Source organism: Rathayibacter sp. VKM Ac-2926, assembly GCF_022815565.1.
Classification (GTDB): Bacteria; Actinomycetota; Actinomycetes; order Actinomycetales; family Microbacteriaceae; genus Rathayibacter; species Rathayibacter festucae.
In genome coordinates this window covers 343,094-367,850 of the sequence record NZ_JALGRS010000003.1, presented here as the reverse complement: position 1 = coordinate 367,850, position 24,757 = coordinate 343,094, and the positions used below count along the sequence as shown (strand labels likewise).

Here is a 24,757-nt window from a genome sequence, read left to right as displayed (position 1 = left end):
GGAACCGCGCCCGCCTCGACGGACCGGCCCCGTCACTCCGCTCCTCTTATCCCGCTGAACTCCCCTCTTCTTCCGCACGCCTGACGCCCCGAACCGAAGGACCGCCGCCGCCATGAGCTCCACCAGCACCACTGCACACTCCCTCGACCCGCTCGCCGCCGCCGAGATCGCCTCGTTCGTCGCCGCCGTCCGCGCGAGCGACCGGATCGGCGCCCGCCCGCGCTTCTGGGGCATCAGCCTCGACGAGGAGAAGGCCCGCGGCATCGCGCCCGGCGGCGCCCGCCCGGTGCGCCTGGTCGTGCTCGACCCGGACGCCCGCGCCGCCTGGGAGGTGCGCGGCTGGACCGCCGGCCCTGACAGCCCCGCGATCGTCGAGGTCTGGACCGACGTCGACCACCGCCGCCCCGGCGTCTCCAGCGACGAGGCGCGCCTGATCGCCCAGGCCGCCCGCAACTCGCCGCTGCTCACGGAGGCGCTCGCCCTCCGCGGCATCACCGACACCTCGCTGGTCTGGGTCGACCCGGAGTCGATCACCGGCTTCGTCCCCGACGACCTCGCCGACCGCCGCCTCAGCTGGGGCACGGTCTGGTACCGCGAGTTCCCCGAGGACAACGGCTACGCCCGCCCGGTCGCCGGCCTCGTGCCGATCCTCGACCTCGACACCCTCGAGGTGATCCGGATCGAGGACCACGGCGTGATCCCGATGGCGAGCGAGACCGGCGTCTACACCGCCGGCACCTGGGGACCCGACCGCGAGGTGTCGAAGCTCGACATCGTGCAGGCCGACGGCCCGGGCTTCGCGATCGAGGGGCACCGCGTCGAGTGGCAGAACTGGTCGTTCCGGGTCGGCTTCAGCCACCGCGAGGGCCTCGTGCTGCACGAGCTGACCTACCGCGACGGCGACGTCGAGCGACCGGTGCTGGCGCGCGCCGCCGTGAACGAGATGTACGTCCCGTACCTCGACAGCGACCCGACCGCCTACCGCAAGAACTTCTTCGACTGGGGCGAGTACGGCGCCGGCCCGCTCACCGCGAGCCTCGAGCTGGGCTGCGACTGCCTCGGCGAGATCCGCTACTTCGACGTCGACTACCTCGACGGCCACGGCGAGCCGCAGACCATCGTCAACGGCATCTGCCTGCACGAGGAGGACGACTCGATCCTCTGGAAGCACGTCAACACCCGCACCGGCAGCGCCGAGGTGCGCCGCAGCCGCCGCCTGGTGATCTCCAGCTTCGCGACCGTCGCGAACTACGACTACGGCTTCTACTGGTCCCTCTACCAGGACGGCTCGGTCGAGCTCGAGGTGAAGCTGACCGGACTGATGTCGGTCAGCGGCATCGCCGACGGCGAGTCGCCGCGCTCGGGGCGGATGGTCGCGCCGAACGTGCAGGCGCCGATCCACCAGCACTACTTCGCCGTCCGCCTCGACACCGCGATCGACGGCCCGCTCAACCGCCTGGTCGAGGTGCACGCCGAGGCCGACCCCGACGAGACGACCAACCCCTACGGCAACGCCTGCCTCGCCGTCGAGACGCCGCTGGCCTCGGAGTCGGTGGCCGCCCGCCGCGCCGACCCGTCGCGCGCCCTGCACTGGCGGATCGAGAGCGAGTCGGCGCAGAACCGCTACGGCGAGGCGACCGCCTACCGCCTCGCGCTGCAGAACACCGCGCAGCTCTACGCCCGCCCGGGCAGCGTCGTCGAGCGGAAGGCGCCCTTCGTCGGGCAGCACCTCTGGGCGAGCGCCTTCGACCCGGAGCAGCGCTTCATCGCCGGCGAGTACCCCAACCAGGGCGAGCTCGGCGACGACGGCGTGCACGTCTGGCAGCAGGCCGACCGCTCGCTCGAGAACGAGCGCCTCGTGCTCTGGCCGGTCCTCGGCGTGCATCACTTCCCGCGGCCGGAGCAGTGGCCGATCATGCCCGTCGACCGGATCAGCCTGCGGCTGGAGCCGGACGGCTTCTTCGACCGCAACCCGTCGCTGGACGTGCCGGCGTCGGAGTCCGCGCACTGCGCGCCGGGAAGCTCGGGCGATGCGCACGCGTGCCACACCGATGGCGCGTCGGACGCCCACGCCGGGCACGAGCACGCCGAGCAGCAGCACGGGCACGAGGGCGGGCGCTGATGGCGGGCCTGGCTGAGCACCTGGCCGACAGCAGCGCCGTCGCGCTCGCCGCGGCCGTCGCCTCGCGCGAGGTCTCGGCCGTCGAGGTGATGCGCGCGCACCTGGAGCGGATCGAGGAGCGGAACCCCGCGATCCGCGCCGTCGTCTCGCAGCAGCCCGACTCGGTCTCGCTCGCCGCCGCGGAGGCCGCCGACCGGCGCACCGCCGAGGCGCTCGCGGCCGGCGAGGCGCTGCCACCGCTGCACGGCCTGCCGACCGCGGTGAAGGACCTGATGGACGTCGCCGGCTTCCCGACGACGAACGGCTCCGCCGCCTTCGCCGACGCCGCGCCCGCCGCGCACGACAGCGTCCTCGCGACGCTGCTGCGCGAGTCCGGCGCCCTGATCATCGGCAAGACTAACACCCCCGAGATGGGCCAGGGGGTGCTGACCTTCAACCCGGTGTTCGGCACCACCGTGAACCCGTGGGACCTCTCGCGGCACGCCGGCGGGTCGAGCGGAGGCGCGGCCGCCGCCCTCGCCGCGCGGATGCTGCCGATCGCCGACGGCTCCGACAGCGGCGGCAGCCTGCGCTACCCGGCCGCGTTCTGCAACGTCGTCGGCGTGCGGCCGAGCCCCGGCCGCGTGGCGAGCGGGCGCACCGGCAACGCCTGGACCCCGCACGGCGTGACCGGGCCGATGGCCCGCGACTCCGCCGACGCCGCCCTCTTCCTCGACGCGCTCTCGGTCGAGAAGAGCGTCTGGCCGCTGTCGTCGCTGCCGGTGCACGTCGCGCGCCCGGTCGCGGTCGACGGCCTGCGGATCGCCTGGAGCGACGACGCCGGCGGGCTGCCGATCGACCCCGCCGTGCGTGCCGTGCACGCCGCGTTCGCCGCGCAGCTCTCCGGACTCGGCGCCGTGCTCGAGGCGGACGAGCCCGACTTCGCCGGCGCCGACGAGGCCTGGGAGACCATCGAGACCTTCGAGTTCTTCCTCGGCGGCCGGCACGCCGTCGACGCGGGCGCCACCGGCTTCCGCCCCGACTACGTCCGCAACGTCGAGCAGGGCCGAGCGATGTCGGCGACGCAACTCGCCGACGCCTACGAGCGCCGCACCCGCCTCTTCCGCGACACCGCCCGCGTCCTCGAGACGCACGACGTGCTGATCCTGCCGGCGACCCCCGTCGTCGCGCCACCCGCGGAGCTCGAGTGGGTGCCCTCCGTCGACGGCCACGACTTCGACCGCTACTTCACCTGGCAGATGCTCGCCAACCGCCTGACGCTCACGGCCCACCCCGTCGTCGTCACCTCGGCCGGCTTCACCCCCGACGGCCTCCCCGTCGGCGTCCAGGTCGTCGGCCGCCACGGCCGCGAGGCCCAGCTGCTGGCGGTGACCCGCGCCCTGGAGGAGGCGACGGGCTGGATCGCCCGCGCCCCGTCGTTCTGACGCCGGGCCTGCATCCCTCCTCGACTCTCCAGAAGTTGCGGTAGTCGCGCGCCACTACCGCAACTTTCGGAGAGTCGCGGGGGCCGGGCGGCGACTCGCCGCGGCCGGCGAGGGGATCGGCGCGCACAACATCAGCCAGAACGGACCGGCCTCCCCTGACAGCGGAGGCCCTCCACTCTCAGCTGATGTTGTGCGGCTGCACTCCACGAGAGCGAGTTCGCGGAACCCGCGTGGGACGATACGGCTCGGCGGATGCGGTCTTCGGACCTCCGCACGCCGCGAGCGAGCTGACCGCGCTGCCGCGACCGATGTCCGCGAGAACGGAGCTGCCGTGACCGCCCTGCTCCTCCGCGGCGACGGCCGCTACGCCGATCCCTGGCACCCCTTCGCGGAGACTGCGGCCGCCCTGGCCGCGCTGCTCTCGGCGCGCGGGCACCAGGTCGAGATCCGCGGCGACGTCGACCAGGCGCTCGCCGATCTCGGCTCCGGCCGCGCACCGCTCCCGGACCTGCTCGTCGTCGATGTCGGCCAGCCGCGCGACGGCGGCGCGAGCCCGCTCGCCGAGGGCGCGGCGGCGCTCGCCCTGCTCGACCGGTCGGCGGTCCCGGTGCTCGGGATCCACGTCAGCTCCACGAGCTTCGGGGACTCCCCGGAGTGGGCGGCGCTCCTCGGCGGCCGCTGGGTCCGCGGCACGACCATGCACCCGGACTACGGACCCGCCTGCATCGCGATCGCCGCGGGCGCGCATCCGATCACCGCGGGCCTCGACGACTTCGACGTGCAGGACGAGCGCTACTCCTGGCTCGAGGTCGCGGACGCCGCCCGCATCCTCGCGACGCACGAGCACGACGGCGAGCGGCACCCGATCGCCTGGGCGCTCGAGCGCGAGGGCGGCGGCCGCACCGTCTACGACGCGCTCGGCCACGACGCCGCGTCGTACTCCTCGCCCGGGCACGTGCGGCTGCTCACGGCAGCCCTCGACTGGCTCGAGGGCTGACCGCGGGTCACGCCTCAGAGGTCGACGCCGACCCCCGCGAGCTCCTCGACCTGGCGCCAGAGCCGGTCGGCCGCGTCCGCCGGGGGAGCGGCGGTCCGGGCCGGCGGCGCGACGAGCACGGGCGCGCCCCGCAGGCGGCCCCGCGGGGAGACGTACTCCCCGCCCTGCAGCTGCGGATCGGTGAGCGCCCGCACGGCCGACCAGGCGGCGGTGTCCTTGCCCTGCGCCCACGGCGTGTACGGATTGCGCTGGTGAGGGGTCGTCACGTCGCGGATCCCCGCGCGCTCCGGGGTCTTCGCATCGACGCCCACTCCGGGCCGCGTGACGATCGACGCGACCGGGACGCCCGCGGCGCGCAGCCGGCGGTCGAGCTCGAAGGCCCAGATCTCGGTCGCCGTCTTGGCCTTCGTGTAGGCGCTGATGCCCACCCGCGGGACCCGGCGCAGGTCGTCCACCCGCATCGGGAACTGCTGCACGTACCCCGTCGACGTGTGCACGATCCGGCTCCGGCCGCCGTGCTCGGCCGCGGTGGCCGCGAGTGCGGGCAGCAGTCGCGCGACCAGTCGCGCACTGGCGGCGACGTGCGTGCCGAGCAGCAGCGGCAGCCCGTCCTCGGTGACCGCGCGCGGGTCCATGCTCATCGCGCCGCCGTTGAGCAGTATCCCGTCGAGGCGGGGCAGCGCGGCGAGCTCCGCGGCGGCCCGGTCGACGGAGGCGGACGAGCCGAGCTCGAGCACAACGGTCCGGACCCGGGCTCGCGGGACCACGCCGCGCAGGGTGTCCGCCGCCCGCCGGAGCTTGCCCGCCGAGCGGGACGCCAGGACGACATCGGCGCCTGCACCGGCGAGCTGCTCGGCCGCGAAGTAGCCGATGCCCGCGGTCGCACCGGTCACGACGACAGTGCGCCCGGTCTGGTCGGGGAGTCGGTCGGTGTCCCAGCTCGGCTGCTCGCTCGTCATGCGGTCCTCGTCTCTCGAAGCGGATGATCTATCCGTATCGGACGCTAGCACGAAACGGATGACTCATCCGCTTGCGTAGGATGGGGCGCATGGCAGCCCTCCGATCCGACGCCGCGCGGAGCCGCGCGCTCATCCTCGAGGTCGCGCGGACCCACGACCGCGGCACGCTGCGGCTGAACGAGGTCGCCCGCGAGGCCGGGGTCGGCGTCGCCACCGTCTACCGGCACTTCCCGACCGTCCACGCCCTCGTCGAGGCCCTCTCCGCCGACACCCTCGACGCGATGCTCGCCGTCTCGCGCCGTGCCGCCGCCCTGCCCGACCCCGGCGCCGCCCTCGCCGTCTACCTGCGCGAGGCGCTCGACCTCCAGCTGTCCGACGGTGGACTCCAGGCGGTGCTGCTCTCGCCGGAGGACGAGGCCGAGTCCGTCCGTGCGGCCAAGCGCGAGATCTTCGAGTCCTTCACGGCCGTGCTCGCGGCGGCGCGCACCGCCGGCGCCGTCCGCCCCGACCTCACGATCGACCACCTCGAGCACCTCGTCTGCGGCATCGAGCACGCCGTCCGCCTCGGCTCTCCCGCCGACCGGGCGGTGCTGCTCGACGTGCTGCTCGACGGCCTGCGGCCGCGTCGCCTCCCGTCGACGATCCTCGGTCGACCTCGCTAGGATCCGCGCATCACGACTGGTCGTCATCCCCGATGAGGGGAGGCGGCCAGTTCTCTCTGACATGGCGGCCCGGCGGCGAAGCGACGCGATCGAGATCGCGCGGGTCTTCGCGCTCAGGCGATCGGCCGGCGCGCGGCGACCTCCGCGGCCTGCGCGACTCCGGATCGCCACGGAACCCCGTGCCCCGGCAGCAGCACGTCCGCCCCGGTCGCCGCCAGCACCTCGAGCGACGCGAGCGAGACCGCCGTGTCCGCGGTCGCCGCCCGGGCTACGAGGTGCGGACCGGTCCTGGCCGAGTACGGATCGAGCGTCACCAGGGCGTCGCCGCCGATCACCGCCCCGCGCTCGGGCAGGTGCAGCGAGACGTGCCCGTCGGTGTGCCCGGGGGTCGCCAGCACGGCGGGCGAGCCGGGCACGTCGAGCACGGAACCCGGCTCCAGCGGCGTCGTGCCGGTGAGCGGAGGGACCCGCAGCGCCCCCGCCCGCGCCATCGCGCCCAGCACCGGAACGGCCGACGGGTGGCGCAGCGGGTACAGCAGCGGCGTGCGCTGCCGACGGTAGGAGTAGGGATGCGCGGCGAGCCGGGCGTCGGCGGTGTGCAGCCACACCGGCACGCCGCGCTCGCGCAGCCGCCGCGCGAAGCCGAGGTGGTCGAAGTGCGCGTGCGTGAGCACCAGCGCGTCGATCGCGGCGAGCCCGCGGCCGAGGACGTGCAGCGCCCGGAGGAGGTGCGGCCAGGTCCCGGGCAGCCCTGCGTCGACGACGGTCAGCCGCCCGCCCTCCTCCAGCAGGAACACGTTGGTGAACGCGTGCTCGATCCGGTGCACCCCGTCGACCTCGTGCCGGTGGAGGCTCGGACCTCCGCGCCGCCGCCCGCCCGTGCACGCGCTCATGCTGCCTCCTGCTCGTCCCTGACCGGGCGCTCACCCGGATCCGACGACGGTAGGACGCCCCGCCCCGCCGGCATCAGGGCGTTGACAGCCCATGCTGATCGAGTAGCCCGCGCAGCGGGCGTATCGAGATCCACCCGCGTTCGCAGTCGGGTCTGCAGACCGCCCTGTCGGGCACGGTCGGTCTCGATACGCCCCTGCGGGGCTACTCGACCAGCATGGAGGGCGGCCGCTGCCGCGCCCTTTCCGTCACGGGAAAACCATGCTGATCGAGTAGCCCGCGGAGCGGGCGTATCGAGATCCACCGACGTCTGAAGATGGGTCTCGATACGCCCCTGCGGGGCTACTCGACCAGCATGAAGCGCTCGCTGCTCACGCCCGCGAGCCGCCGCTCGCCTCCTCGTCCGCGAGGCGCTGCAGGACGCGCTCCGAGGCCGCGGACATCTCGGACGGGACCTCGAGGGCGGTGAGGTACTCGACGACGGAGGTCATCTCGTGGCTGCGGCGGACGGCGTGCTTGCGGCTGCCGGTCTCGTAGCGGTCGATCTTCGCCTCGACGTCGCCCGAGAGCTGCGCGGCGATCTGCTCGCGGATCCACGGCTCGCAGCCGGCGGCGCGGCCGGCGGTGACGGCCTCGACGACGACCGCGGCGAGGCTCTTCATCAGCACGCTCCGGAGCAGCTTGCGCGAGGTCGCGACGCCGGCCGGGCCGTCGATCCGCTCGACCTCGGCGCCGAGCGACGACAGCCAGGCCTCGACGTCGGCCGCCGCGGCGCCGCTGACGATCGTCTCGGTGCGCGCGCCCTTCGCGGGCACCGGGCCGAGGATCGCGACGTCGGCGAAGCGGGCGCCCGCGGCGTCGATCACCCGCTCGACCGCCTCCATGGTGGCGGGGGAGGCGGTGGTGAAGTCGGCGTAGACGGCGCCCGCGCGCAGGTGCGGGGCGGCGTCGGCCGCGATCCGCTCGCTCAGCGACGCCGCCGTCAGCACGACGACGAGGTCGGCGGAGGAGACCGCACCCGCCAGGTCAGCCGTCCGCTCCACCCCCTCGGGAGTGCCGGGGGCGGCCGGGTCGTAGCCCGAGACCGTGTCGCCGTGGGCGGCGGCGGCCGCCGCGTAGAGGCCTCCGGCCTCGCCGAGTCCGATGAATCCGATGCGCATCGCGCGTCCTTCCTTCGCCGGACGCTCGTGCGCTCCGGCTGATCAGCGCTGGAGGGCGTTCGCCGCTCGGCGCAGTTCTGGCACCTGCGCCTCGAGGTGGGCGCGGGGGGTGGTCTCGAGGGGGCCCGAGGCCGAGATCGCGGCGATCACGTCACCGGCAGCGCCCCCGAGGGGCACGCTCACGGCGGCGACACCGGTCTCGCGTTCGTTGATGGAGATGTGGAAGCCGTCACGGCGGACCTGCTCGAGCTGCTCGCGCAGCTCCCGGGCCGTGACCCGCTCGCCGGCCGCGGTGTCGGTGTCGCCGAGCCCCTCGAGGATCCGGTCGCGCTCGTCCTCCGGCAGGGCGGCCAGGATGTTCTTCCCGGCGCCCACGTGCAGCGGGAGCCGCCGGCCGAGCGGGAGCTGGTAGCGCAGCGGGTCCTGCCCGTCGACTCGGACCGTCAGGATCCGCGAGTCGCCGATCCGCGCGTAGAGCGAGGCGGTCAGGCCCGTGCTGCCCGCCAGCTGCTGCAGCACCGGCCGAGCCCGGGCGATCAGCGGGTCGGTCGCGAGGTAGCTGTGCCCCATCCCGAGCGCCGCCGGTCCCAGCCGGTAGAGCCCGTTCTCGGTGGCGACGAGGCCGCGGTGCTGGAGCGAGCCGAGGATCCGCAGCACGGTCGCGTTCTGCAGGCCGGAGCCGCGGCTCAGCTCGACCAGCCGCAACGGGGAGTCGCTGCGCTCGAGGAGCTCGAGCAGGTCGAGCGCGCGGTCGACGCTGCGCACGGTCGAGGCGGACGCGTCCGCGGGAGTCTGGGCCATGGAGCCCATTGTCCCGGGCCGCGGCCTCGACGTCCCCGGCGGCGGTCCCGTCCCCGGTCACGGCCCCGCCAGGATGCTCTTCCGAGTCGCGGTCTCGGTGGCATGCTTGGCCTCCGCTCGCTCCAGCACGGCCTCGGCCTCGCCGCGCGGGACGACCGCCAGGCCGTCGGAGTCGCCGAGCACGAGGTCGCCGGGCGAGACCACGACCGAGCCGATCGCGACGGGCACGCCGAGCCGGAACGGTCCGTTCTTGTAGGGGCCGGCCGGGCTGACCGCGCGGGCGAACGCCGGGAAGCCCATCTCCTCGAGGTCGTCGACGTCTCGGAGCGCCCCGTCGATCACGATGCCGATGCAGCCGACCTTGCGCAGCCGCTCGCCGATCAGCTCGCCGACGAGGGCGCGGTCCTGCACGCCGTGGCCGTTGACGACGAGCACGTCGCCGGGGCTGAGCCGCCCGATCGCCTCGTGGATGCCGGCGTTGTCGCCGCCGGCGACCTCCACCGTGAAGGCGGGGCCGGCCAGTCGGGCGCCGCGCCAGACGGCCTGGATCGCGGCGTCGACGACGCCGAGGCGGTCCATCGAGTCGCCGACGTTGGCGACGGGGAGGGCGGCGAAGCGCTCGAGGAGGGTCTTCGGTGCCGCGACGTTCTGGGAGGGCTCGTTCTCGGTCATGTCGTTCTCGTTCCGTGTCGAGGGGTCGCCGCCTAGTCGGCGGGCTTCCAGCCGTGGGCGTAGGAGAGGAGGAGCGTCCAGATGCCGAGCACGCCGGCGACGCCGAACGTCCACGGGCTGAGCGCGGCGGAGGCGCCGGCGATGAGGGTGCCGTTCACGACGACCAGGCCGGCGATCTGCAGCAGGACGAGGATCGTGCCGAGCACGAGCATCGTGACGAGGAGGACCACGAAGACGGTGGTCATCAGCGAGATGACGCGCTGACGGCCGGGGCCGTGCGGGGAGTCGCGGGGGGCGGTTTCTTCGGACATCAGTGTCTCCAGGACGAGGGCGGGACGGCGGCGGGGTGGGGGCGGGGGCGGGCGCGCATCAGTGCGGCACCGGCAGCCAGCCCGGCCCGATGAGGGCGGCGATGAGCAGGATCGGGAGGACGTAGAGCACGATCAGCGGGACGAACGTCTTCACCGGGTTCACCTGCGCGATGCCGGTCGCGATGTAGATCGCGGCGGCGCCGGGCGGCGAGGCGCCCTCGGTGGAGGCGGCGACGAGGACGACGCACGCCGCGAGCACCGGGTCGACGCCCGAGGCGACGAGGACGCTGAAGCCGATGCCGCCGATCGTCGCGATGGTCGCGGTCGAGCTCAGCGGCCCGGCGACCAGGACGACCATCACGGCGACGATCACCGACATCACGACGGGCGAGGCGTTCAGCCCGTTCAGCACGCTGGAGAGCTGCTCGGCGAGCCCGAGCTCGGTGAGCACCGCGCCGCCGGCGAAGGCGAAGACCAGCGTGGCGCCGATGTCGCGGTAGCGGGGGGCCGTCTTCGCGACGAAGCCGTACCACTCCCGGCCTGACTTCGGCAGGCCGCGCCAGCCCAGCGCGGCGGCGAAGAGGCCGAGCAGCACGGGGATCCAGACGATGATGCTGATCGCGTCCATCACGTCCGCGCCGAGCACGCCGGTCAGCGCCTCGCCGGTGGGGCCGAGGGTGACGACGACGGGGATGATGATGCCGAGGAAGACGAGCAGCGAGGTCCAGCCGCGGCGGAACGACTTGGCGAACGGCAGGATGTCGGCGGCGGCGACGCGGCCGATCTTGTACTTGCGGACGAAGTAGAAGACGACGATCAGGCGCCAGAGGATGCACCAGGCGGCGGCGGCGAACATCGCGAGCAGCAGCTGGTCGATCGAGATGTACGGCGCGACGGTGGCGGTGCCGATCAGGATGAAGAACGAGGCGCTCGGCGGGATGACGGTGCCGTTGCCCGCGTTCCCGGCGATCAGCGTCGCGGCCACGTGCGGCGGCCAGTTCGAGCGCTTCATCCACGGGATCGCGACCGAGCCCATGGTCGCCGCGTTGGCGGATCCGGAGTGCGCGACCGCGCCGAACAGCGCCGAGCCGACGGTGGCGACGTAGCCCGCGCCGCCGCGGAGGCGGCCGAGCAGCGAGTTCAGCAGGTCGACCTGCCGATCGATCACGCCGGTGGAGGCGAGCAGGAAGCCGATGAACGTGAAGGCCAGCGCGGCGAACACGATCTCCTGGTCGAAGGCGGCCTGCATGCCGACGAGGACCAGGCGGAGGAAGTCGCCGCCGCCGAAGGCGCAGACGACCAGGAAGCCGACCACCATGGCCTCGCCGATGCCGCGCTTGAGCGCGACGCTCCAGATCACGATGACCGCGATGTACGCGATGAGGGCCCAGACAGCCAACCCCATGGGGTGTTCCTTCCGCTCGTCGTTGAGGGATGCGGAGTTCACTAGGTGAACTCAAAGTTCGTTTTGACGAGTATGGGGGGCTGGGGCGGCGGGGGTCAAGTCGGAGGGGTGGCGCTGGAGGAGGGCGATGTTCCTGAGGAAGGGCGCGCAGCGCCGCGGGGATCAGGCGACGGTGGCTCGACCGGCGGCGGCGGCGGCGGCGACCGCGCACTGCGCACTGAGACGTTCAAGAAGACCGCCCGGCTCGGCGTCACTGAGAGCCCCGGTGCCCCAGTGAGTCGGCTGCACCGGGGGACGAGATGCTCTCTGCCTCGTTCGAAGACATGATTCTGCTGACCGCCGACCCGCGGTGCGGTGTATCGACTTCACTCGGCACCCCCGCGACCACGGCGTCGGCGCGATCAACGCCTCCAGCGCCGCCTGTTACGCGAGCAGCAGACCGACGAACACTGCACCCGGCCCGTCGTGACGGCCGTGCCTCCGCCTGGAATGCAGTAGTCGACGGACGTCGACGTGCACCAGGACGCGACTCGGTCCTTCCGTTCGCGTCGAGGGTGCCGACGCTCAGCCCGGCTGATGCACGTGGATGTCGCTGCTCGACGTCACGCCGTTGAACTCGAGATACAGCTGCCCCTCGACGACCGACACGGTCAGCGAGTTGCGGCGCTCGAGTACCGCGACCGCGGCATCGAGGAACCCATGGTCGAAGCTCTGCACGGTGATCTGCTCGAGCTGGTGGATTCGCTTGCCGGACCACGCCGCGATCACCTTCTCCGGGTTGCGATGCGTGTAGACCGTCGTCCGGTCGGCCAGCTTGCTCCCGAAGTGCAGTCGCTCGGCATCCGGCGCGCCCACCTCGATCCACGTGGTCAGCCTGCCGGTGAGATCACGGACCAGCACCGCCGGCTCGGTCGCCGTCGACGAGATCCCCTCGCTGAAGGTGATCCCCTCCACGTATTCGAGGCAGTAGGCGAGAACGCGCGTCATCATGAACGCGTCGGTCTCGGAAGGGTGCCGAGCGGCCCGCAGTGTGATGTCCTCGTAGACGCCGCGGTCCACATCAGCCAGCTGTATCGCGAAGTTGTACATCACTGCGCCGGCTGCCATGCGTGCGAGCCTATGTCCTCTCGCTCATCGAGGATCGCGAAGCTTCTACGGCGCCGTTGGGGCATCGTGTTCGCGCGCCTCCTCGCAAGAACGGCCCGGCAGGAGGCATTCACTCCGTCGAGACCGTCTCACTCGCTGATTCGTAGCAGGGGAGGTCTTTCGGTGCTCCATGCGCGATGGCTGGACGCACGCTCCCGTTCTCGAGGGGCCGCCGAGTCGAGCCGGATACTCAGGGGATGACATCACCACTCGTCTCGGCCGTCGCTCACTCCGGCCTCACCGTGACCGATCTCGACGACTCGGTGGAACTGTGGTGCTCCGGTCTCGGCTTCACACTCGACCGCACCTTCACGCTCGATGCGGCCACCACGGTCGCGACCACGGGCGTCGAGGGAACGACGATCCGAGGAGCGGTGGTGACGCTCGGAGACCACCGAGTCGAGCTGCTGCAGTACGACCCCCCTCGGTCGGCTCGAGCAGCCGGCTCACCCGCGGACATCGGCACGGTGCACATCGCCCTGACGGTCTCGGACCTCGACCGGGTGCTGGACCTGTGTGCCACGCACGGTTGGCGGCCGGTCGGTCCGCCCCACCGGATGACCAGCGGCGCCCGAACGGGTACGCGCATCGTCTACCTCGAGGGTGCGCTCGGCGGCTTCCTCGAACTGATCGCGCCACCGCGACTTCCCTAGCGCGAGTCTGAGGGGGCTGAACTGCAGGAGGGCGGCGGCGCGGAATCGCGCGACGCCGCCCCGAGGGATCAGGCGATGGCGGCGATCAGGCGATCGCGGCGCGGAGCGCAGCCGCCGCCGCCCCCACGTCGGGCGCCCCGTAGATCGCGCCGCCCGCGACGGCGACCACGGCGCCCGCGCGCTGGACGGACTCGATGGTGGCGGTGCTCACGCCGCCCGCGACCGAGAACGGGACGCCGGAGGCCTCGCCGTCGCGCAGGAGCGTCTCGAAGGTGAAGCCCTCCTCGGCCTGCTCGTCGAGGCCGGCGTGCATCTCGACGAACTCGGCGCCGAGGGCGACGACCTCGCGGGCGCGGGCGGCCTTGTCGGGGACGCCGATCAGGTCGACGACGACGCCCTTGCCGTGCTTCTTGCCGGCGGCGATCGCGCCGGCGATGGTGCTGTCGCCGGCGACGCCGAGGACGGTCACGAGGTCGGCGCCGGCCGTGAAGGCCATGTCGGCCTCGAGCTCGCCGGCGTCCATCGTCTTGAGGTCGGCGAAGACCGTCTTGTCGGGGTGCGCCTCCTTGATGGCGGTGATGGCCGAGAGGCCGGCGCTCTTGATCAGCGGGGTCCCGAGCTCGAGGATGTCGACGTGCGGGGCGGCCGCGGCGGCGAGCTCGAGGGCGGCGTCGGTGCTGAGGGTGTCCATGGCGAACTGGAGCTTCACGGGGTGCTTCTTCCTGTCGAGGTGGGGATGGTGAGGAGGGTGGGGCCGGTCGTCATTCGAGGTTCGCGTGGCGCGGCCAGAGCTCGTCGGCGCTCGCGCCGCCGCGCTTCCAGAGGGCGTGGAACAGGGCGTCGCCGGTGAGCACGACGACCTGCTCGAAGAGCCCGCCGGAGTACTGCGCCGAGGCGGCGCCCGAGCGGTCGAGCTTGTCGGCGGCCGGCACGATGACGACGGCGGAGGCGAGCTCGGCCAGCGGGGATCCGGCGGCGGTGGTGATCGCGGCGACCCGCGCGCCGGCGTCGACGGCGGACTGCGCCGCGCGGACGATGCCGCCGGTGGTGCCGGAGCCGCTCGCGGTGAGCAGCACGTCGCCCTCGCGGATCGCGGGGGTGGTGACGTCGCCGACCACGTGCACGACGAGACCGAGGTGCATCAGGCGCATGGCGGTCATCCGCAGCGCGAGGCCGGAGCGGCCGGCGCCGTGCACGAAGACGCGCTCGGCGTCCGCGAGCAGCTCGGCGACGGGCTCGAGGCGGTCGGTCGTGAGCGCGGCGGTCGCCTTCGAGACCTCGGCGACGATCGCGGCGAGGGCCTGGGCGGGGTCGGTGGTGACGTCGGTGGATGCGGGCATGTGGCCAGCCTGCGCGCGGGGGACGCCGGCTCCCACCACCCGATGGAGCGGTTCTGCCTACCCGATCGGGTGGGTGGCGCCGTGCGCGGGTAGGCCGGGTAGGTTCGAGGGATGGAGCCCGCCGCGACCGCCGCCGAGACCCCCGCCGAGACCCCCGCCTCCCGCTCGCTGCTGCAGCAGCACGCCCGCACCGTCGCCGAGCAGGCCGACCGGCACGCGGTGGCGCTGGAGTCGGTGCTCGCAGCCCTGCGCGCCGAGCGCCTGGACGATCGGGCGGCCCGCACCGTCGCGATCGACATCGCGGCGAACGCGCTGGTCGAGCTGCGGACCGCCTCCGACGAGCAGCGCAGTGCGATGCTCGAGCCGGTCGTCGGTGCGTTCGCCCGGCTGCGGCGCGACTTGAGCCCGCTGGTGCGGTTCGGCGACCTGGACGTGCAGTTCGTCGAGCCGCCGGCGACCGGTCGCGCGCTGCCCGGCGAGGTCGCGCACGCGGCGCGCGCGATCGTGCGGAGCGCGGTGCTGGCCTTCGTGGAGTCGGAGCAGACGCGGCGGGTGCGGATCCAGTGGGACTGCGACGGGCTGAACCTGCTCGTCGAGATCCGAGACGACGGCCGCGGCGAGCTGACCACCCGCGACGAGGCGCTGCGCCCGATCGCGGAGCGCGTGCGCGGCCTCGACGGCGAGCTGTCGATCGCGTCGACGGCGGGCTGGGGCTCGACCCTGTCGATCCGCCTGCCGCTCGATCCGCCGGCTCAGCCCGACGGGCTGGACCTCGCCGAGCTCAGTGCCCGCGAGCGCGAGGTGCTGAACCTGATCACGCTCGGCGCCTCCAATCAGCGGATCGCGGACGACCTCGGCATCAGCGGCAACACCGCGAAGTTCCACGTGTCGAACCTGCTGCGCAAGGCCGGCGCGCACAACCGGGCCGAGCTGGCCGCCCTGGCCCGGTGACGCGCGCCGACCGCGCAGGACCGCCGGCGGGTCAGCCGATCAGCTCGGCCACCGTGTAGCCGAAGAGCGCGCCGTCGGCGTCCTCCGCCTCGACGCCCGCGTAAACGAAGCCGAACGGGTTGTCGCCGCCGACGATCGCGTTGTAGACGCCGTGGACCTCGAAGCGGCCGGTCGCCGGGTCGACCGCGACGTAGCGGCCGGCGTCGCGGCGGAGGTCGACGCGTCCCTCGCTCACCTCGGAGAAGTTGAGGAAGACCTTGGCCGGCAGCGGGCCGCGGGAGATGGTGACGACACCGGTCAGCACCGGGAACTCGACCCGGTCGCCGGCGCGGGTGCCGCGGTACTGGACCGGGGTGAACGCGATGGTGCCGGTGATCGGGCCCTTGTCGGCCTCGGGGGCGGTCGAGGCGGCGGCGGCCGGCGTGGCGATCGCGACGGCGATCACGGGGACGGACCAGGCGGCGCCGGAGAGGACGCTGCGTCGGGGCAGGGCGGGCGAGGTGGGCAGGGTGGAGCGCAGGCGGGTGTCGTTCATCAGGGTGTCCTTGGGGGTGAGGTGCGCGGGCCCGGGCGCTCCGGAAGGAGGCGGGCCGGCGGCGGGCGTGAGAGCGGCGGGGCAGCGCCGCACGCGAGGTGCGCCGCTCGGGATGCCCGTGCCGCTCGGATCTTCGTCACGACGGCAGTTTCGGGTTGCGTGTCGCGACAACCGACCTTCTCACACCCTGCATGCGTATGCATAGACCGTCTCCGGCAACTGTCGGGTTTCGACGGGCCGGCGGCTCGGGCCGTCTGCATGCTGATCGAGCGGCCCGCGGAGCGGGCTTGCATGCTGATCGAACAGCCCGCGCAGCGGGCCTCCATGCCGATCGAGTAGCCCGCGCAGCGGGCCTCCATGCCGATCGAGTAGCCCGCGCAGCGGGCGTATCGAGCGGAGGGGGCGCCTTCGGCGCCAGCGCAGGGCGGGGAAGAGACCGACGTCCTTGCGGTGGTGGGTCTCGATACGCCCCTGCGGGGCTACTCGACCAGCATGTCTGCGGGCGTCTCTTCCAAGTAGATCCACCACGGCCCGAAGGCGAGTCTGCAGTCTTGCCCTGCCGGCGACGTCGGGTCTCGATACGCCCCTGCGGGGCTACTCGACCAGCATGGGGCGACGCCTCTGCGGCGTGCGGAAGCGCTTGCTGATGGAGCGGCCCGCAGGGCGGGCCTCCATGCTGGTCGAGGTGCCCGCAGGGCAGGCCTGCATGCTGATCGAGGTGCCCGCAGGGCAGGCCTGCATGCTGATCGAGTAGCCCGCGCAGCGGGCGTATCGAGATCCACCACCGCCCGGAGGCGAGTCTGCAGTCCCGCCCTGCTGACGAGGTCGGGTCTCGATACGCCCCTGCGGGGCTACTCGACCAGCATGCCGGTGCGCGCCGAGGCGTCCCGGAGTGGTCGAGGCGTCCCGGTGCAGCTGGACGCCTCGACCGCAACGGGACGCCTCAGCGGATCCGCGCAGGTCTCGATCCGGGGGTCAGCGCCTCGCCGGTGCTTCCCTCCGCCCGCACGCGCCTGCTACGGTGCCTGAACCGGTTAAGTAAACCGGTTCAGATCCGGACTCGACGACGAGCAGGAGGCGCGGCCATGGCGGCACGACCGACGATCCTCGACGTCGCCCGCGCGGCCGGCGTCAGCAAGGCGCTCGTCTCCTTCGCGCTGAACGACCGGCCGGGCGTCTCGCCGGAGTCGCGCGAGCGGATCCTCCGCGTCGCCGGCGAGCTCGGCTACCGCCCCAGCCTCACCGCACGCTCGCTCTCGACGAGCGTCTCCTTCGCGGTCGGCCTCGTGGTCGCCCGCGACCCCGAGGTCATCGCGGCCGACCCGTTCTTCCCCGCCTTCATCTCGGGGGTCGAGCGGGTGCTCGCCGAGCACGGCCGGGTGCTGGTGCTCAGCGTCGTCGACCCGGGCGCCTCCGAGGAGGCGGTCTACCGCACGCTCGCCGCCGACCGCCGCGTCGACGGCGTCTTCCTCAGCGACCTGCGCGAGGCCGACGCCCGGCCGGCGCTGCTCGCCGAGCTCGGCCTGCCCGCGGTCACGCTCGGCCGCCTCGACGGCTCGAGCTCGCCCGCGGTGGTGATGGACGACACCGCCGGCATCACCGGCGCGGTGCAGCACCTGGCCGAGCTCGGCCACCGCCGCATCGCGCACGTCGCCGGCTCCGGTCACCTGCTGCACTCCCTCCGCCGCCGCGAGGCGTTCGAGCGCGCCTGCGCCGACGCCGGCCTCGAGCCCGGCCCGGTCGTCGTCACCGACTTCAGCGCCGGCCAGGGCGCGAGCGCCACCGAGACCCTGCTCGACTCCGCCGTCCCGCCCACCGCCATCGTCTTCGCGAACGACCCGATGGCCATCGCCGGCCTCGGCGTCGCGCACACCCGCGGGCTGCGCCTCCCGGACGACCTCTCGATCACCGGCTTCGACGACTCCGAGATCGCCGCGCACGTCTACCCCTCGCTGACCTCGGCCCGCACGCGCCCCGCGCGCTGGGGCGAGGCGGCCGCGCGGACCCTCCTCGACCTGATCGAGAACGGCACCGCCCCCGACGTCGACCTCGAGCCCGCAGGACTCGTGGTCCGCCACTCGACCGCGCCACCGCGGTCCCGACCCACCGACACCCCGAACACCTGACCCGCCGAACACCTGACGCGCGTGCGCACCGCCGCGCACGCGCAGAACAAGGAGAACACCATGGCCTCGATGAAGAGACGCTGGCTGACCGGAGTGGGCATCGCCTCGCTCGCGACCCTCGGACTGACCGCCTGCAGCGGCGGTGGGGGAGGCGCCTCCACCGACCTGACCGCGACCGGCCCGATCACCATCTGGTACTCGAACAACGAGCAGGAGGTGCAGTGGGGCAAGTCGATGGTCGACGCCTGGAACGCCGACCACCCCGACGAGCAGATCACCGGCCAGGAGATCCCGGCCGGCAAGAGCAGCGAGGAGGTCATCGGCGCCGCGATCACCGCCGGCAACGCGCCCTGCCTCGTCTTCAACACGGCGCCCAGCGCGGTCGGCCAGTTCGAGCGCCAGGGCGGACTCGTGAACCTGTCCGAGTTCGAGGACGGCGTCGACTACATCGAGACCCGCAGCGGCGACCTCGCCGAGCAGTACCAGAACGCCGACGGCGAGTACTTCCAGATGCCGTGGAAGAGCAACCCGGTCGTCATCTTCTACAACAAGGACATCTTCACCGCGGCCGGACTCGACCCGGAGAACCCCTCGCTCGCCACCTACGACGAGTTCACCGCCACCGCGAAGACCCTCGTCGAGTCCGGGGCCGCGCCCGCCGCGATCCAGCCCGCGCCGACCAGCGAGTTCTTCCAGACCCAGTTCGACTTCATGCCGCTCTACGCCGCGGCGACCGGAGGGACGGGGCTGGTCGAGGACGGCAAGGCCACCTTCGCCGACGACGCCGGCTACCAGGTCGCCGACTTCTGGAAGAGCCTCTACGACCAGGGCCTCGCCGGCCGCGAGCAGTACCAGGGCGACGCGTTCGCCGACGGCCAGGCCGCGATGTCGATCGTCGGCCCGTGGGCGGTCTCGGTCTACAAGGACCTCAACTGGGGCTCCGTCTCCGTGCCCACCCCCGACGGCACGCCCGCCGAGGACACCTGGACCTTCAGCGACGCGAAGAACGTCGGCCTCTACTCCGCCTGCGAGAACAAGGGCACCGCCTGGGACGTGCTGAAGTTCGCCACCAGCGAGGAGCAGGACCGCTCGCTGCTGGAGACCACCGGCCAGATGCCGCTGCGCACCGACCTGCAGACCACCTACGCCGACTACTTCGAGGCCAACCCCGCCTACCAGCGCTTCGGCGACCAGGCGAGCCGCACCATCGAGGTGCCCTCCGGCCCGAACACCGTGCAGATGCTGCAGGCGATCCGCGACGCCTGGGGCAAGACCGTGATCTTCGGCGACGGCGACGTGCAGTCGGCGCTCGACGGGGCGGCGGAGACCGTCACCGGGCTCGCCGGCCAGCAGTGAGACGCCGGACGGCAGTGAGATGACGACTCTCGCCCCGAAGGCTCCGGCGTCGCAGGGCGCCGGAGCCCCGCGGCCCCAGGACAAGCGGAGCCTGCTCCGCCGCGTCCTCGGTCCGCAGCCGTTCGGGCTGCTGCTCGGCAGCCCCTACCTGCTGTTCGTGCTCGCGGTCTTCGCGTTCCCGGTCGGCTACTCCGTCTACATCGCCTTCCACGACTTCTTCTTCGCGGCCCCCGGCGTGCAGGTCGAGCGCCCGTTCGTCGGCTTCGACAACTTCGTCACCGCGTTCTCGAGCCCGCAGGTCATCCGCTCCTTCGGCAACATCGGGATCTTCCTGGTGATCAACGTGCCGCTGACGGTGGTGCTCTCGCTGCTGCTCGCCTCGGCGCTGGACAAGGTCGTGCACCTGCGCACGTTCCTCCGGGTCAGCTTCTACGTGCCCTACGTCACGGCGAGCGTCGCGGTCGTCGGCGTCTGGCTGTTCCTCTTCAACGGGAACGGACTCGTGAACAGCCTGCTCGGGCCGCTCGCGCCGGACCCGTCCTGGCTGATCAACGACAAGCTGGCGATGCCGATCATCGCGCTCTACGTCACCTGGAAGCAGCTCGGCTTCTACATCCTGCTGTACCTGGCGGCGCTGCAGAACGTGCCGAAGGAGCTCTACGAGTCGGCGTCGACCGACGGCGCGGGCCGCATCCGGCAGTTCTGGTCGGTGACCGTGCCGAGCGTGCGGCCGGCGACCCTGCTGGTGCTGCTCGTCTCCACCGTGACCGGCGCGAACCTCTTCACCGAGCCCTACCTGCTCACCGGCGGCGGCGGGCCCAACGGCGCCTCCGCCTCGCCCGTGCTGCTGATGTACCAGCTGGGCATCCAGCAGGGGCAGCCCGACGTGGCCTCGGCCATCGGCGTCGTGCTGGTGCTGCTCGTGCTCGTCATCGCCTACCTGCAGAACCGCTTCGCCGGGGAGAGGAACTCATGAGCACGCTCGCCAGTGCCGGAGGCGCGACCTCCGCGGTCCCCGCCGCCGCCGCCCCGCCGACCCGGCGGAAGCGCCCGGCCTCGAGCCGATCGGCCGTGATCCTCCGCGGCGTCGTGCTCGCGCTCGGCGCGATCGTCTTCCTGTTCCCCTTCTACTACATGGTGATCGGCTCGCTGCAGACCGACCCCGACCCCACCCTGGCCGGGGCGATCCCCGAGGCGGGGAACCTCACCCTCGACAACTACGTCAACGTCAATGAGCGGATCGACCTGCTCACCGGCCTGATCAACTCGGGGATCTTCACCGGCGGCGTCCTGCTCTGCACGATCGTCTTCGGGGTGCTGGCGGGCTACGCGCTCGCGATGCTCGAGTGGCGCGGCCGGAACGCCGTGTTCGCGCTCGCGCTGCTGGTGCAGGTCATCCCGTTCCAGCTGCTGCAGATCCCGCTCTACGTGCTGATCGCCCGCGACTACGGACTCGCGGACAGCCACCTGGGCATGATCCTGCCGTTCGCCATCAACTCGATGGCGGTGATCATCTTCCGGCAGTACTTCCTGCAGCTGCCCAAGGAGCTGTTCGAGGCCGCGCGGATCGACGGGGCGGGCGAGATCAAGCTGCTGTGGAACATCGCGCTGCCGCTCGTGCGCCCCGCGCTGGTGACGGCCGTGCTGCTCACCTTCATCGGCCCCTGGAACGAGTTCCTCTGGCCGTTCCTGATCACGAAGGACGCGTCACTGCAGCCGCTCGCCGTGTCCCTCGCCAACTACATCTCCAACGTCGCGTCGTCGACCGACAACCCGTTCGGCGCGATCCTCGCGGGCGCCGTCGTGCTGGCCGCCCCCGTCGTCGTGCTCTTCATCGTGTTCCAGCGCTACTTCGTCTCGACGGATCTCGGATCCGGAGTGAAAGGATGACCATGACTCCCACCCCCGGTACCACCACTCGCACCGCCGTCCCCTACCGCCTCGAGCGCGTCGGCGTCGTGATGGAGCCGCTCCCCGGCGACGACCTCGAGGCCGAGGGGGTGCTCAACCCCGGCAGCGGACGCGGACCCGACGGCGAGCTCTACCTCCTGCCCCGGATGGTCGCCGCCGGCAACGTCTCGCGGATCGGCCTCGCCCGCGTGCTCGTCGAGGGCGGCCTGCCCGTCGGCGTCGAGCGCCAGGGCGTCGTGCTGGCGCCCGACCGCGGCTTCGAGCGCGGGGCGACGCACTCCGGCGTCGAGGATCCGCGGGTCACCTTCATCGAGGCGCTCGGCCTGCACGTGATGACCTACGTCGCCTACGGGCCGCTCGGGCCGCGGACGGCGCTCGCCGTCTCGGAGGACCTGCGCGAGTGGCGGCGCCTCGGCCCGGTGACCTTCGCCTACGACGACGACCTCGACATCGATCTCGGGCTCTTCCACAACAAGGACACGGTGTTCTTCCCCGAGATCGTCGCGGCGCCGGACGGCACGCGCTCGTTCGCGGTGCTGCACCGGCCGATGTGGGACCTCGGCGAGACCCGCCCGGGGGAGGGCGTGCGGCTGCCCGCGGGCGTCGACGACCCGCGGCAGAGCATCTGGATCAGCTACGTGCCGGTCGACGAGGTGGACCGCGACCTGGCGAACCTGACGCGCTGGACCCGGCACCGCTTCGTCGCGGGCCCCGAGTTCGCCTACGAGGAGCTGAAGATCGGCGGCGGCCCCGTGCCGCTGCGGGTGCCCGAGGGCTGGCTGCTGCTGCACCACGGCGTCACCGGCACGATCGACAGCGCCTTCTCGCAGCAGCAGCACGTCAACTACGCGGCGGGCGCCATCCTCCTCGACGCCGACGACCCCTCGAAGGTGATCGCCCGCACCTCCGAGCCGCTGCTCGAGGCCGAGACGGAGGAGGAGCGCAGCGGCATCGTCCCCAACGTCGTCTTCCCCACCGCCATCGAGGAGATCGACGGCCGCCACTACGTCTTCTACGGCATGGCCGACTCCAAGATCGGCGCGGCCCGCCTGCTCCGCACGGACGAGTAGGCGCGGCGGAGCCCGCGTGGCGGGCGCCGTTCCCTGCTGATCGAGTCGCCCGCTTCGCGGGCGTATCGAGATCCACCGTCCTGCAGGCGCCGGGTCTCGATACGCCCCTCCGGGGCTACTCGACCACCATGCAATTCCTGATCCGCCCCCTTTTCATGCTGATCGAGTAGCCCGCTTCGCGGGCGTATCGAGATCCCCCACCCCCAGCCACCCCCCCTTCAAGGAGAGAGTTCAATGACGAACTTCAGACCCCGCGCCGCCGCCGTCCTGGCCGCGACCGCGCTCGCCGCCGGAGGCCTCGCCGTCGGCGCGGCCCCGGCCCAGGCCGCCGAGCCGCTGACCAACACCGCGCACCTCGACTTCCTGCTCGACACCGCCACGCCGGAGCCCCAGCCCGGCCACAGCACCTACCGCCTCGCCGAGGAGCCCGATCTCGTGCTCCCGTGGACCTACGCCGACGCCCGCGACGGCGGCACCTTCGAGCGCGTCGGCGGCGGCCCCCTCGACCCGGCGACCGGCGACTGGGCGCAGGGCGCCTACAACACCGACGACGTCTCCCGCGCCGCCGTGGTCTACCTCCGGCACTGGCAGCAGACCGGCTCGACGGCGAGCCGCGACAAGGCCTACGAGACCCTCCGCTCGCTCGCCTACTTCCAGACCACCGACGGCGACGACGCCGGCAACGTCGTCCTCTGGATGCAGCCCGACGGCGAGCTGAACCCCAGCGCCGAGCCCGTGGAGCTGCCCGACCCGAGCGACTCCGAGGACAGCTACTGGCTCGCCCGCACCCTCTGGGCGCTCGGCGAGGGCTACGCCGCGTTCCAGGACGAGGACCCCGACTTCGCCGCCTTCCTGCAGGAGCGCCTGCGCCTCGGCGTCTCCGCCGTCGACCGCGAGGTGCTCACCCGGTACGGCGAGTACGCGGTCGCCGACGGCGTCGACGTGCCCGCCTGGCTGATCGTCGACGGCGCCGACGCCACCGCGGAGGCCCTGCTCGGTCTCTCCGCCTACGTCGAGGCCGCACCCGACGACGCCGCCGTGCGCGCCAGCACCGCGAAGCTCGCCGAGGGCGTCGCCGCGTACGCCCGCACCACGACTCAAGGCGACACCACCTCCTGGCCGTACGGCGCGATCCTGCCCTGGACGAAGTCGCGCTCGCTCTGGCACTCCTGGTCCTCGCAGATGGCGGGCGGCCTGGCCGCCTCGTCCGTCGCGCTCGGCGACGCGTCGCTGCTCGAGCCGGCCGTCGTCGACGCCGCGCGCTTCGCCCCCGAGCTGCTGACCGCCGGCGGCCCGGACAACGGCTGGAACCCGACGCCGACCGACCGCGTGCAGATCGCCTACGGAGCGGACTCGCGGCTGCAGAACTCGCTCGCCCTCGCCGACGCGACCGGGTCGAGCGCGACCGGTTCCAGCGCGTACCTCGACCTCGCGGGCGTGCAGGGCGCCTGGTTCTTCGGGCTCAACCTCAGCGGCGCCCCCGTCTACGACCCCGCGACCGGAGTCACCTACGACGGCGTCCAGGCCGACGGCAGCGTCAACCGCAACAGCGGCGCCGAGAGCACCATCCACGGCCTGCTGTCGATGCTCGCGCTCGACGCGCACCCGTCGGTCGCCGCCCGCGCGACCGCGGTCACGACCCAGGCGAGCCGCGACGGCCTGCGCCTCGTCGAGGCCGAGTCGGCCCGCGGCGGCGCGGTCGTCACCCCGGAGTCGGCGTGGACCGGCGAGTCCGGCTGGAGCGGCTCCTACCTGTCGCTCACGAACTGGCGCCGCGCGGCGACGATCCCCGTCGGCTCCGCGACCCAGGACCGCCTGGTCGAGGCCGTGATCTTCGCCGCCGAGCGCGGCACCGAGAAGACCCCGATCAGCCTCTGGAACTCGGGCCGCCGCCCGCTCGACGTGCTCACCAGCACCGTCGGCGCGCAGGGCGTCACCGAGGCGTCCGGGATCCTGCTGCCGCAGAAGCTGCGGCGCACGCTCCCCGCGAGCTCGACCACCGTCGAGGTCCGCGCCCTCTCCGGCGAGACGAAGCTCGACGCCCTGCTGGTCCGCCCCGTCGTCTCGCGCCTGGTGCTCGTCGGCGACACCGGCCGCACCGAGCTGGTCCGCAACTCGACCGCGACGCCCCAGCCGACCACGGTCGACGGCACCGGCACCCTCCGCGTCTACGCGCAGGACGGCACCCTCGTCAGCGAGTCGCCCGCCACGGGGCCGACCCCGGTCACCCTCCCCGCCCAGGGCTTCGCGATGCTCCTCGGCTGA

24 protein-coding genes are annotated in these 24,757 nt (G+C 72.9%); 13 read left to right on the top strand and 11 right to left on the bottom strand.

What is annotated here, in order from left to right:
• The first annotated feature begins 112 nt into the window (after positions 1 to 112).
• From MT351_RS06115 to MT351_RS06105, 3 genes are all read left to right on the top strand, one after another.
• The gene (locus MT351_RS06115; protein ID WP_243581581.1) at positions 113 to 2,122 is read left to right on the top strand and encodes a primary-amine oxidase; all 2,010 of its coding nucleotides are present in this window, start codon (positions 113 to 115) and stop codon (positions 2,120 to 2,122) included.
• A complete protein-coding gene (locus MT351_RS06110) occupies positions 2,122 to 3,546 on the top strand; it encodes an amidase (RefSeq protein WP_243581579.1) in 1,425 nt (474 codons plus the stop codon). Before MT351_RS06115 ends, MT351_RS06110 begins: the two co-directional genes overlap by 1 nt.
• A gap of 331 nt (positions 3,547 to 3,877) precedes the next feature.
• Positions 3,878 to 4,543 (top strand): ThuA domain-containing protein, encoded by a 666-nt coding sequence (locus MT351_RS06105; protein WP_243581578.1) that lies wholly within the window; start codon positions 3,878 to 3,880, stop codon positions 4,541 to 4,543.
• A gap of 14 nt (positions 4,544 to 4,557) precedes the next feature.
• On the opposite strand, the gene MT351_RS06100 is transcribed toward MT351_RS06105, so the two are convergent.
• Positions 4,558 to 5,502, bottom strand: coding sequence for an SDR family NAD(P)-dependent oxidoreductase (locus MT351_RS06100; protein WP_243581577.1), 945 nt, complete (start codon positions 5,500 to 5,502; stop codon positions 4,558 to 4,560).
• 89 nt (positions 5,503 to 5,591) lie between these two features.
• Between MT351_RS06100 and MT351_RS06095 the strand changes: the two genes are divergently transcribed.
• The gene (locus MT351_RS06095; protein WP_243581575.1) at positions 5,592 to 6,164 is read left to right on the top strand and encodes a TetR/AcrR family transcriptional regulator; all 573 of its coding nucleotides are present in this window, start codon (positions 5,592 to 5,594) and stop codon (positions 6,162 to 6,164) included.
• Between the two features lie 113 nt (positions 6,165 to 6,277).
• Here MT351_RS06095 and MT351_RS06090 read toward each other — a convergent pair whose 3' ends face one another.
• The 7 genes from MT351_RS06090 to MT351_RS06060 form a co-directional block, all read right to left on the bottom strand.
• Positions 6,278 to 7,057: an MBL fold metallo-hydrolase gene (locus MT351_RS06090; protein WP_243581573.1), complete on the bottom strand. Its 780-nt coding sequence runs from the start codon at positions 7,055 to 7,057 to the stop codon at positions 6,278 to 6,280.
• Between the two features lie 369 nt (positions 7,058 to 7,426).
• Positions 7,427 to 8,215 carry an NAD(P)-dependent oxidoreductase gene (locus MT351_RS06085; RefSeq protein WP_243581572.1) on the bottom strand — a complete coding sequence of 263 codons (789 nt, stop codon included), beginning with the start codon at positions 8,213 to 8,215 and terminating at the stop codon, positions 7,427 to 7,429.
• A 42-nt stretch (positions 8,216 to 8,257) separates the two neighbouring features.
• Entirely contained in the window at positions 8,258 to 9,016 is a 759-nt protein-coding gene (locus tag MT351_RS06080; protein WP_123447419.1) for an IclR family transcriptional regulator, read from the bottom strand.
• A gap of 57 nt (positions 9,017 to 9,073) precedes the next feature.
• The gene (locus tag MT351_RS06075; RefSeq protein ID WP_243581571.1) at positions 9,074 to 9,688 is read right to left on the bottom strand and encodes a methyltransferase; all 615 of its coding nucleotides are present in this window, start codon (positions 9,686 to 9,688) and stop codon (positions 9,074 to 9,076) included.
• Positions 9,689 to 9,720: 32 nt separating this feature from the next.
• Positions 9,721 to 9,999, bottom strand: coding sequence for a hypothetical protein (locus MT351_RS06070; RefSeq protein WP_132435466.1), 279 nt, complete (start codon positions 9,997 to 9,999; stop codon positions 9,721 to 9,723).
• Positions 10,000 to 10,057: 58 nt separating this feature from the next.
• Positions 10,058 to 11,404, bottom strand: a complete 1,347-nt coding sequence (locus MT351_RS06065) for a TRAP transporter large permease subunit (protein WP_123447422.1) — start codon at positions 11,402 to 11,404, stop codon at positions 10,058 to 10,060.
• Positions 11,405 to 11,968: 564 nt separating this feature from the next.
• On the bottom strand, positions 11,969 to 12,511 hold the full coding sequence (locus tag MT351_RS06060) for a YaeQ family protein (RefSeq protein ID WP_132435462.1): 543 nt from the start codon (positions 12,509 to 12,511) through the stop codon (positions 11,969 to 11,971).
• A 236-nt stretch (positions 12,512 to 12,747) separates the two neighbouring features.
• Between MT351_RS06060 and MT351_RS06055 the strand changes: the two genes are divergently transcribed.
• Entirely contained in the window at positions 12,748 to 13,203 is a 456-nt protein-coding gene (locus MT351_RS06055) for a VOC family protein (protein ID WP_165909000.1), read from the top strand.
• Positions 13,204 to 13,288: 85 nt separating this feature from the next.
• Here MT351_RS06055 and hxlA read toward each other — a convergent pair whose 3' ends face one another.
• Positions 13,289 to 13,912 (bottom strand): 3-hexulose-6-phosphate synthase, encoded by a 624-nt coding sequence (gene hxlA, locus MT351_RS06050; protein ID WP_132435458.1) that lies wholly within the window; start codon positions 13,910 to 13,912, stop codon positions 13,289 to 13,291.
• A gap of 52 nt (positions 13,913 to 13,964) precedes the next feature.
• Positions 13,965 to 14,543 carry a 6-phospho-3-hexuloisomerase gene (hxlB, locus tag MT351_RS06045; protein ID WP_132435456.1) on the bottom strand — a complete coding sequence of 193 codons (579 nt, stop codon included), beginning with the start codon at positions 14,541 to 14,543 and terminating at the stop codon, positions 13,965 to 13,967.
• A gap of 111 nt (positions 14,544 to 14,654) precedes the next feature.
• Between hxlB and MT351_RS06040 the strand changes: the two genes are divergently transcribed.
• Positions 14,655 to 15,494 (top strand): response regulator transcription factor family protein, encoded by an 840-nt coding sequence (locus tag MT351_RS06040; protein ID WP_132435454.1) that lies wholly within the window; start codon positions 14,655 to 14,657, stop codon positions 15,492 to 15,494.
• Between the two features lie 31 nt (positions 15,495 to 15,525).
• Here the strand turns inward: MT351_RS06040 and MT351_RS06035 are convergent, their stop codons facing one another.
• Complete coding sequence (locus MT351_RS06035; RefSeq protein ID WP_132435452.1) at positions 15,526 to 16,029, bottom strand: hypothetical protein; 504 nt, start codon at positions 16,027 to 16,029, stop codon at positions 15,526 to 15,528.
• Between the two features lie 607 nt (positions 16,030 to 16,636).
• Between MT351_RS06035 and MT351_RS06030 the strand changes: the two genes are divergently transcribed.
• From MT351_RS06030 to MT351_RS06000, 7 genes are all read left to right on the top strand, one after another.
• Positions 16,637 to 16,783: a hypothetical protein gene (locus MT351_RS06030; protein ID WP_243581570.1), complete on the top strand. Its 147-nt coding sequence runs from the start codon at positions 16,637 to 16,639 to the stop codon at positions 16,781 to 16,783.
• Between the two features lie 331 nt (positions 16,784 to 17,114).
• A complete protein-coding gene (locus tag MT351_RS06025) occupies positions 17,115 to 18,155 on the top strand; it encodes a LacI family DNA-binding transcriptional regulator (RefSeq protein WP_243581569.1) in 1,041 nt (346 codons plus the stop codon).
• 60 nt (positions 18,156 to 18,215) lie between these two features.
• Complete coding sequence (locus MT351_RS06020; RefSeq protein ID WP_279398104.1) at positions 18,216 to 19,511, top strand: extracellular solute-binding protein; 1,296 nt, start codon at positions 18,216 to 18,218, stop codon at positions 19,509 to 19,511.
• A gap of 19 nt (positions 19,512 to 19,530) precedes the next feature.
• A complete protein-coding gene (locus tag MT351_RS06015; protein ID WP_123447429.1) occupies positions 19,531 to 20,487 on the top strand; it encodes a carbohydrate ABC transporter permease in 957 nt (318 codons plus the stop codon).
• Positions 20,484 to 21,401, top strand: a complete 918-nt coding sequence (locus MT351_RS06010; RefSeq protein ID WP_308197714.1) for a carbohydrate ABC transporter permease — start codon at positions 20,484 to 20,486, stop codon at positions 21,399 to 21,401. Before MT351_RS06015 ends, MT351_RS06010 begins: the two co-directional genes overlap by 4 nt.
• A gap of 2 nt (positions 21,402 to 21,403) precedes the next feature.
• Complete coding sequence (locus MT351_RS06005; protein WP_243581567.1) at positions 21,404 to 22,492, top strand: glycosidase; 1,089 nt, start codon at positions 21,404 to 21,406, stop codon at positions 22,490 to 22,492.
• A 234-nt stretch (positions 22,493 to 22,726) separates the two neighbouring features.
• Complete coding sequence (locus MT351_RS06000) at positions 22,727 to 24,757, top strand: hypothetical protein (RefSeq protein ID WP_243581565.1); 2,031 nt, start codon at positions 22,727 to 22,729, stop codon at positions 24,755 to 24,757.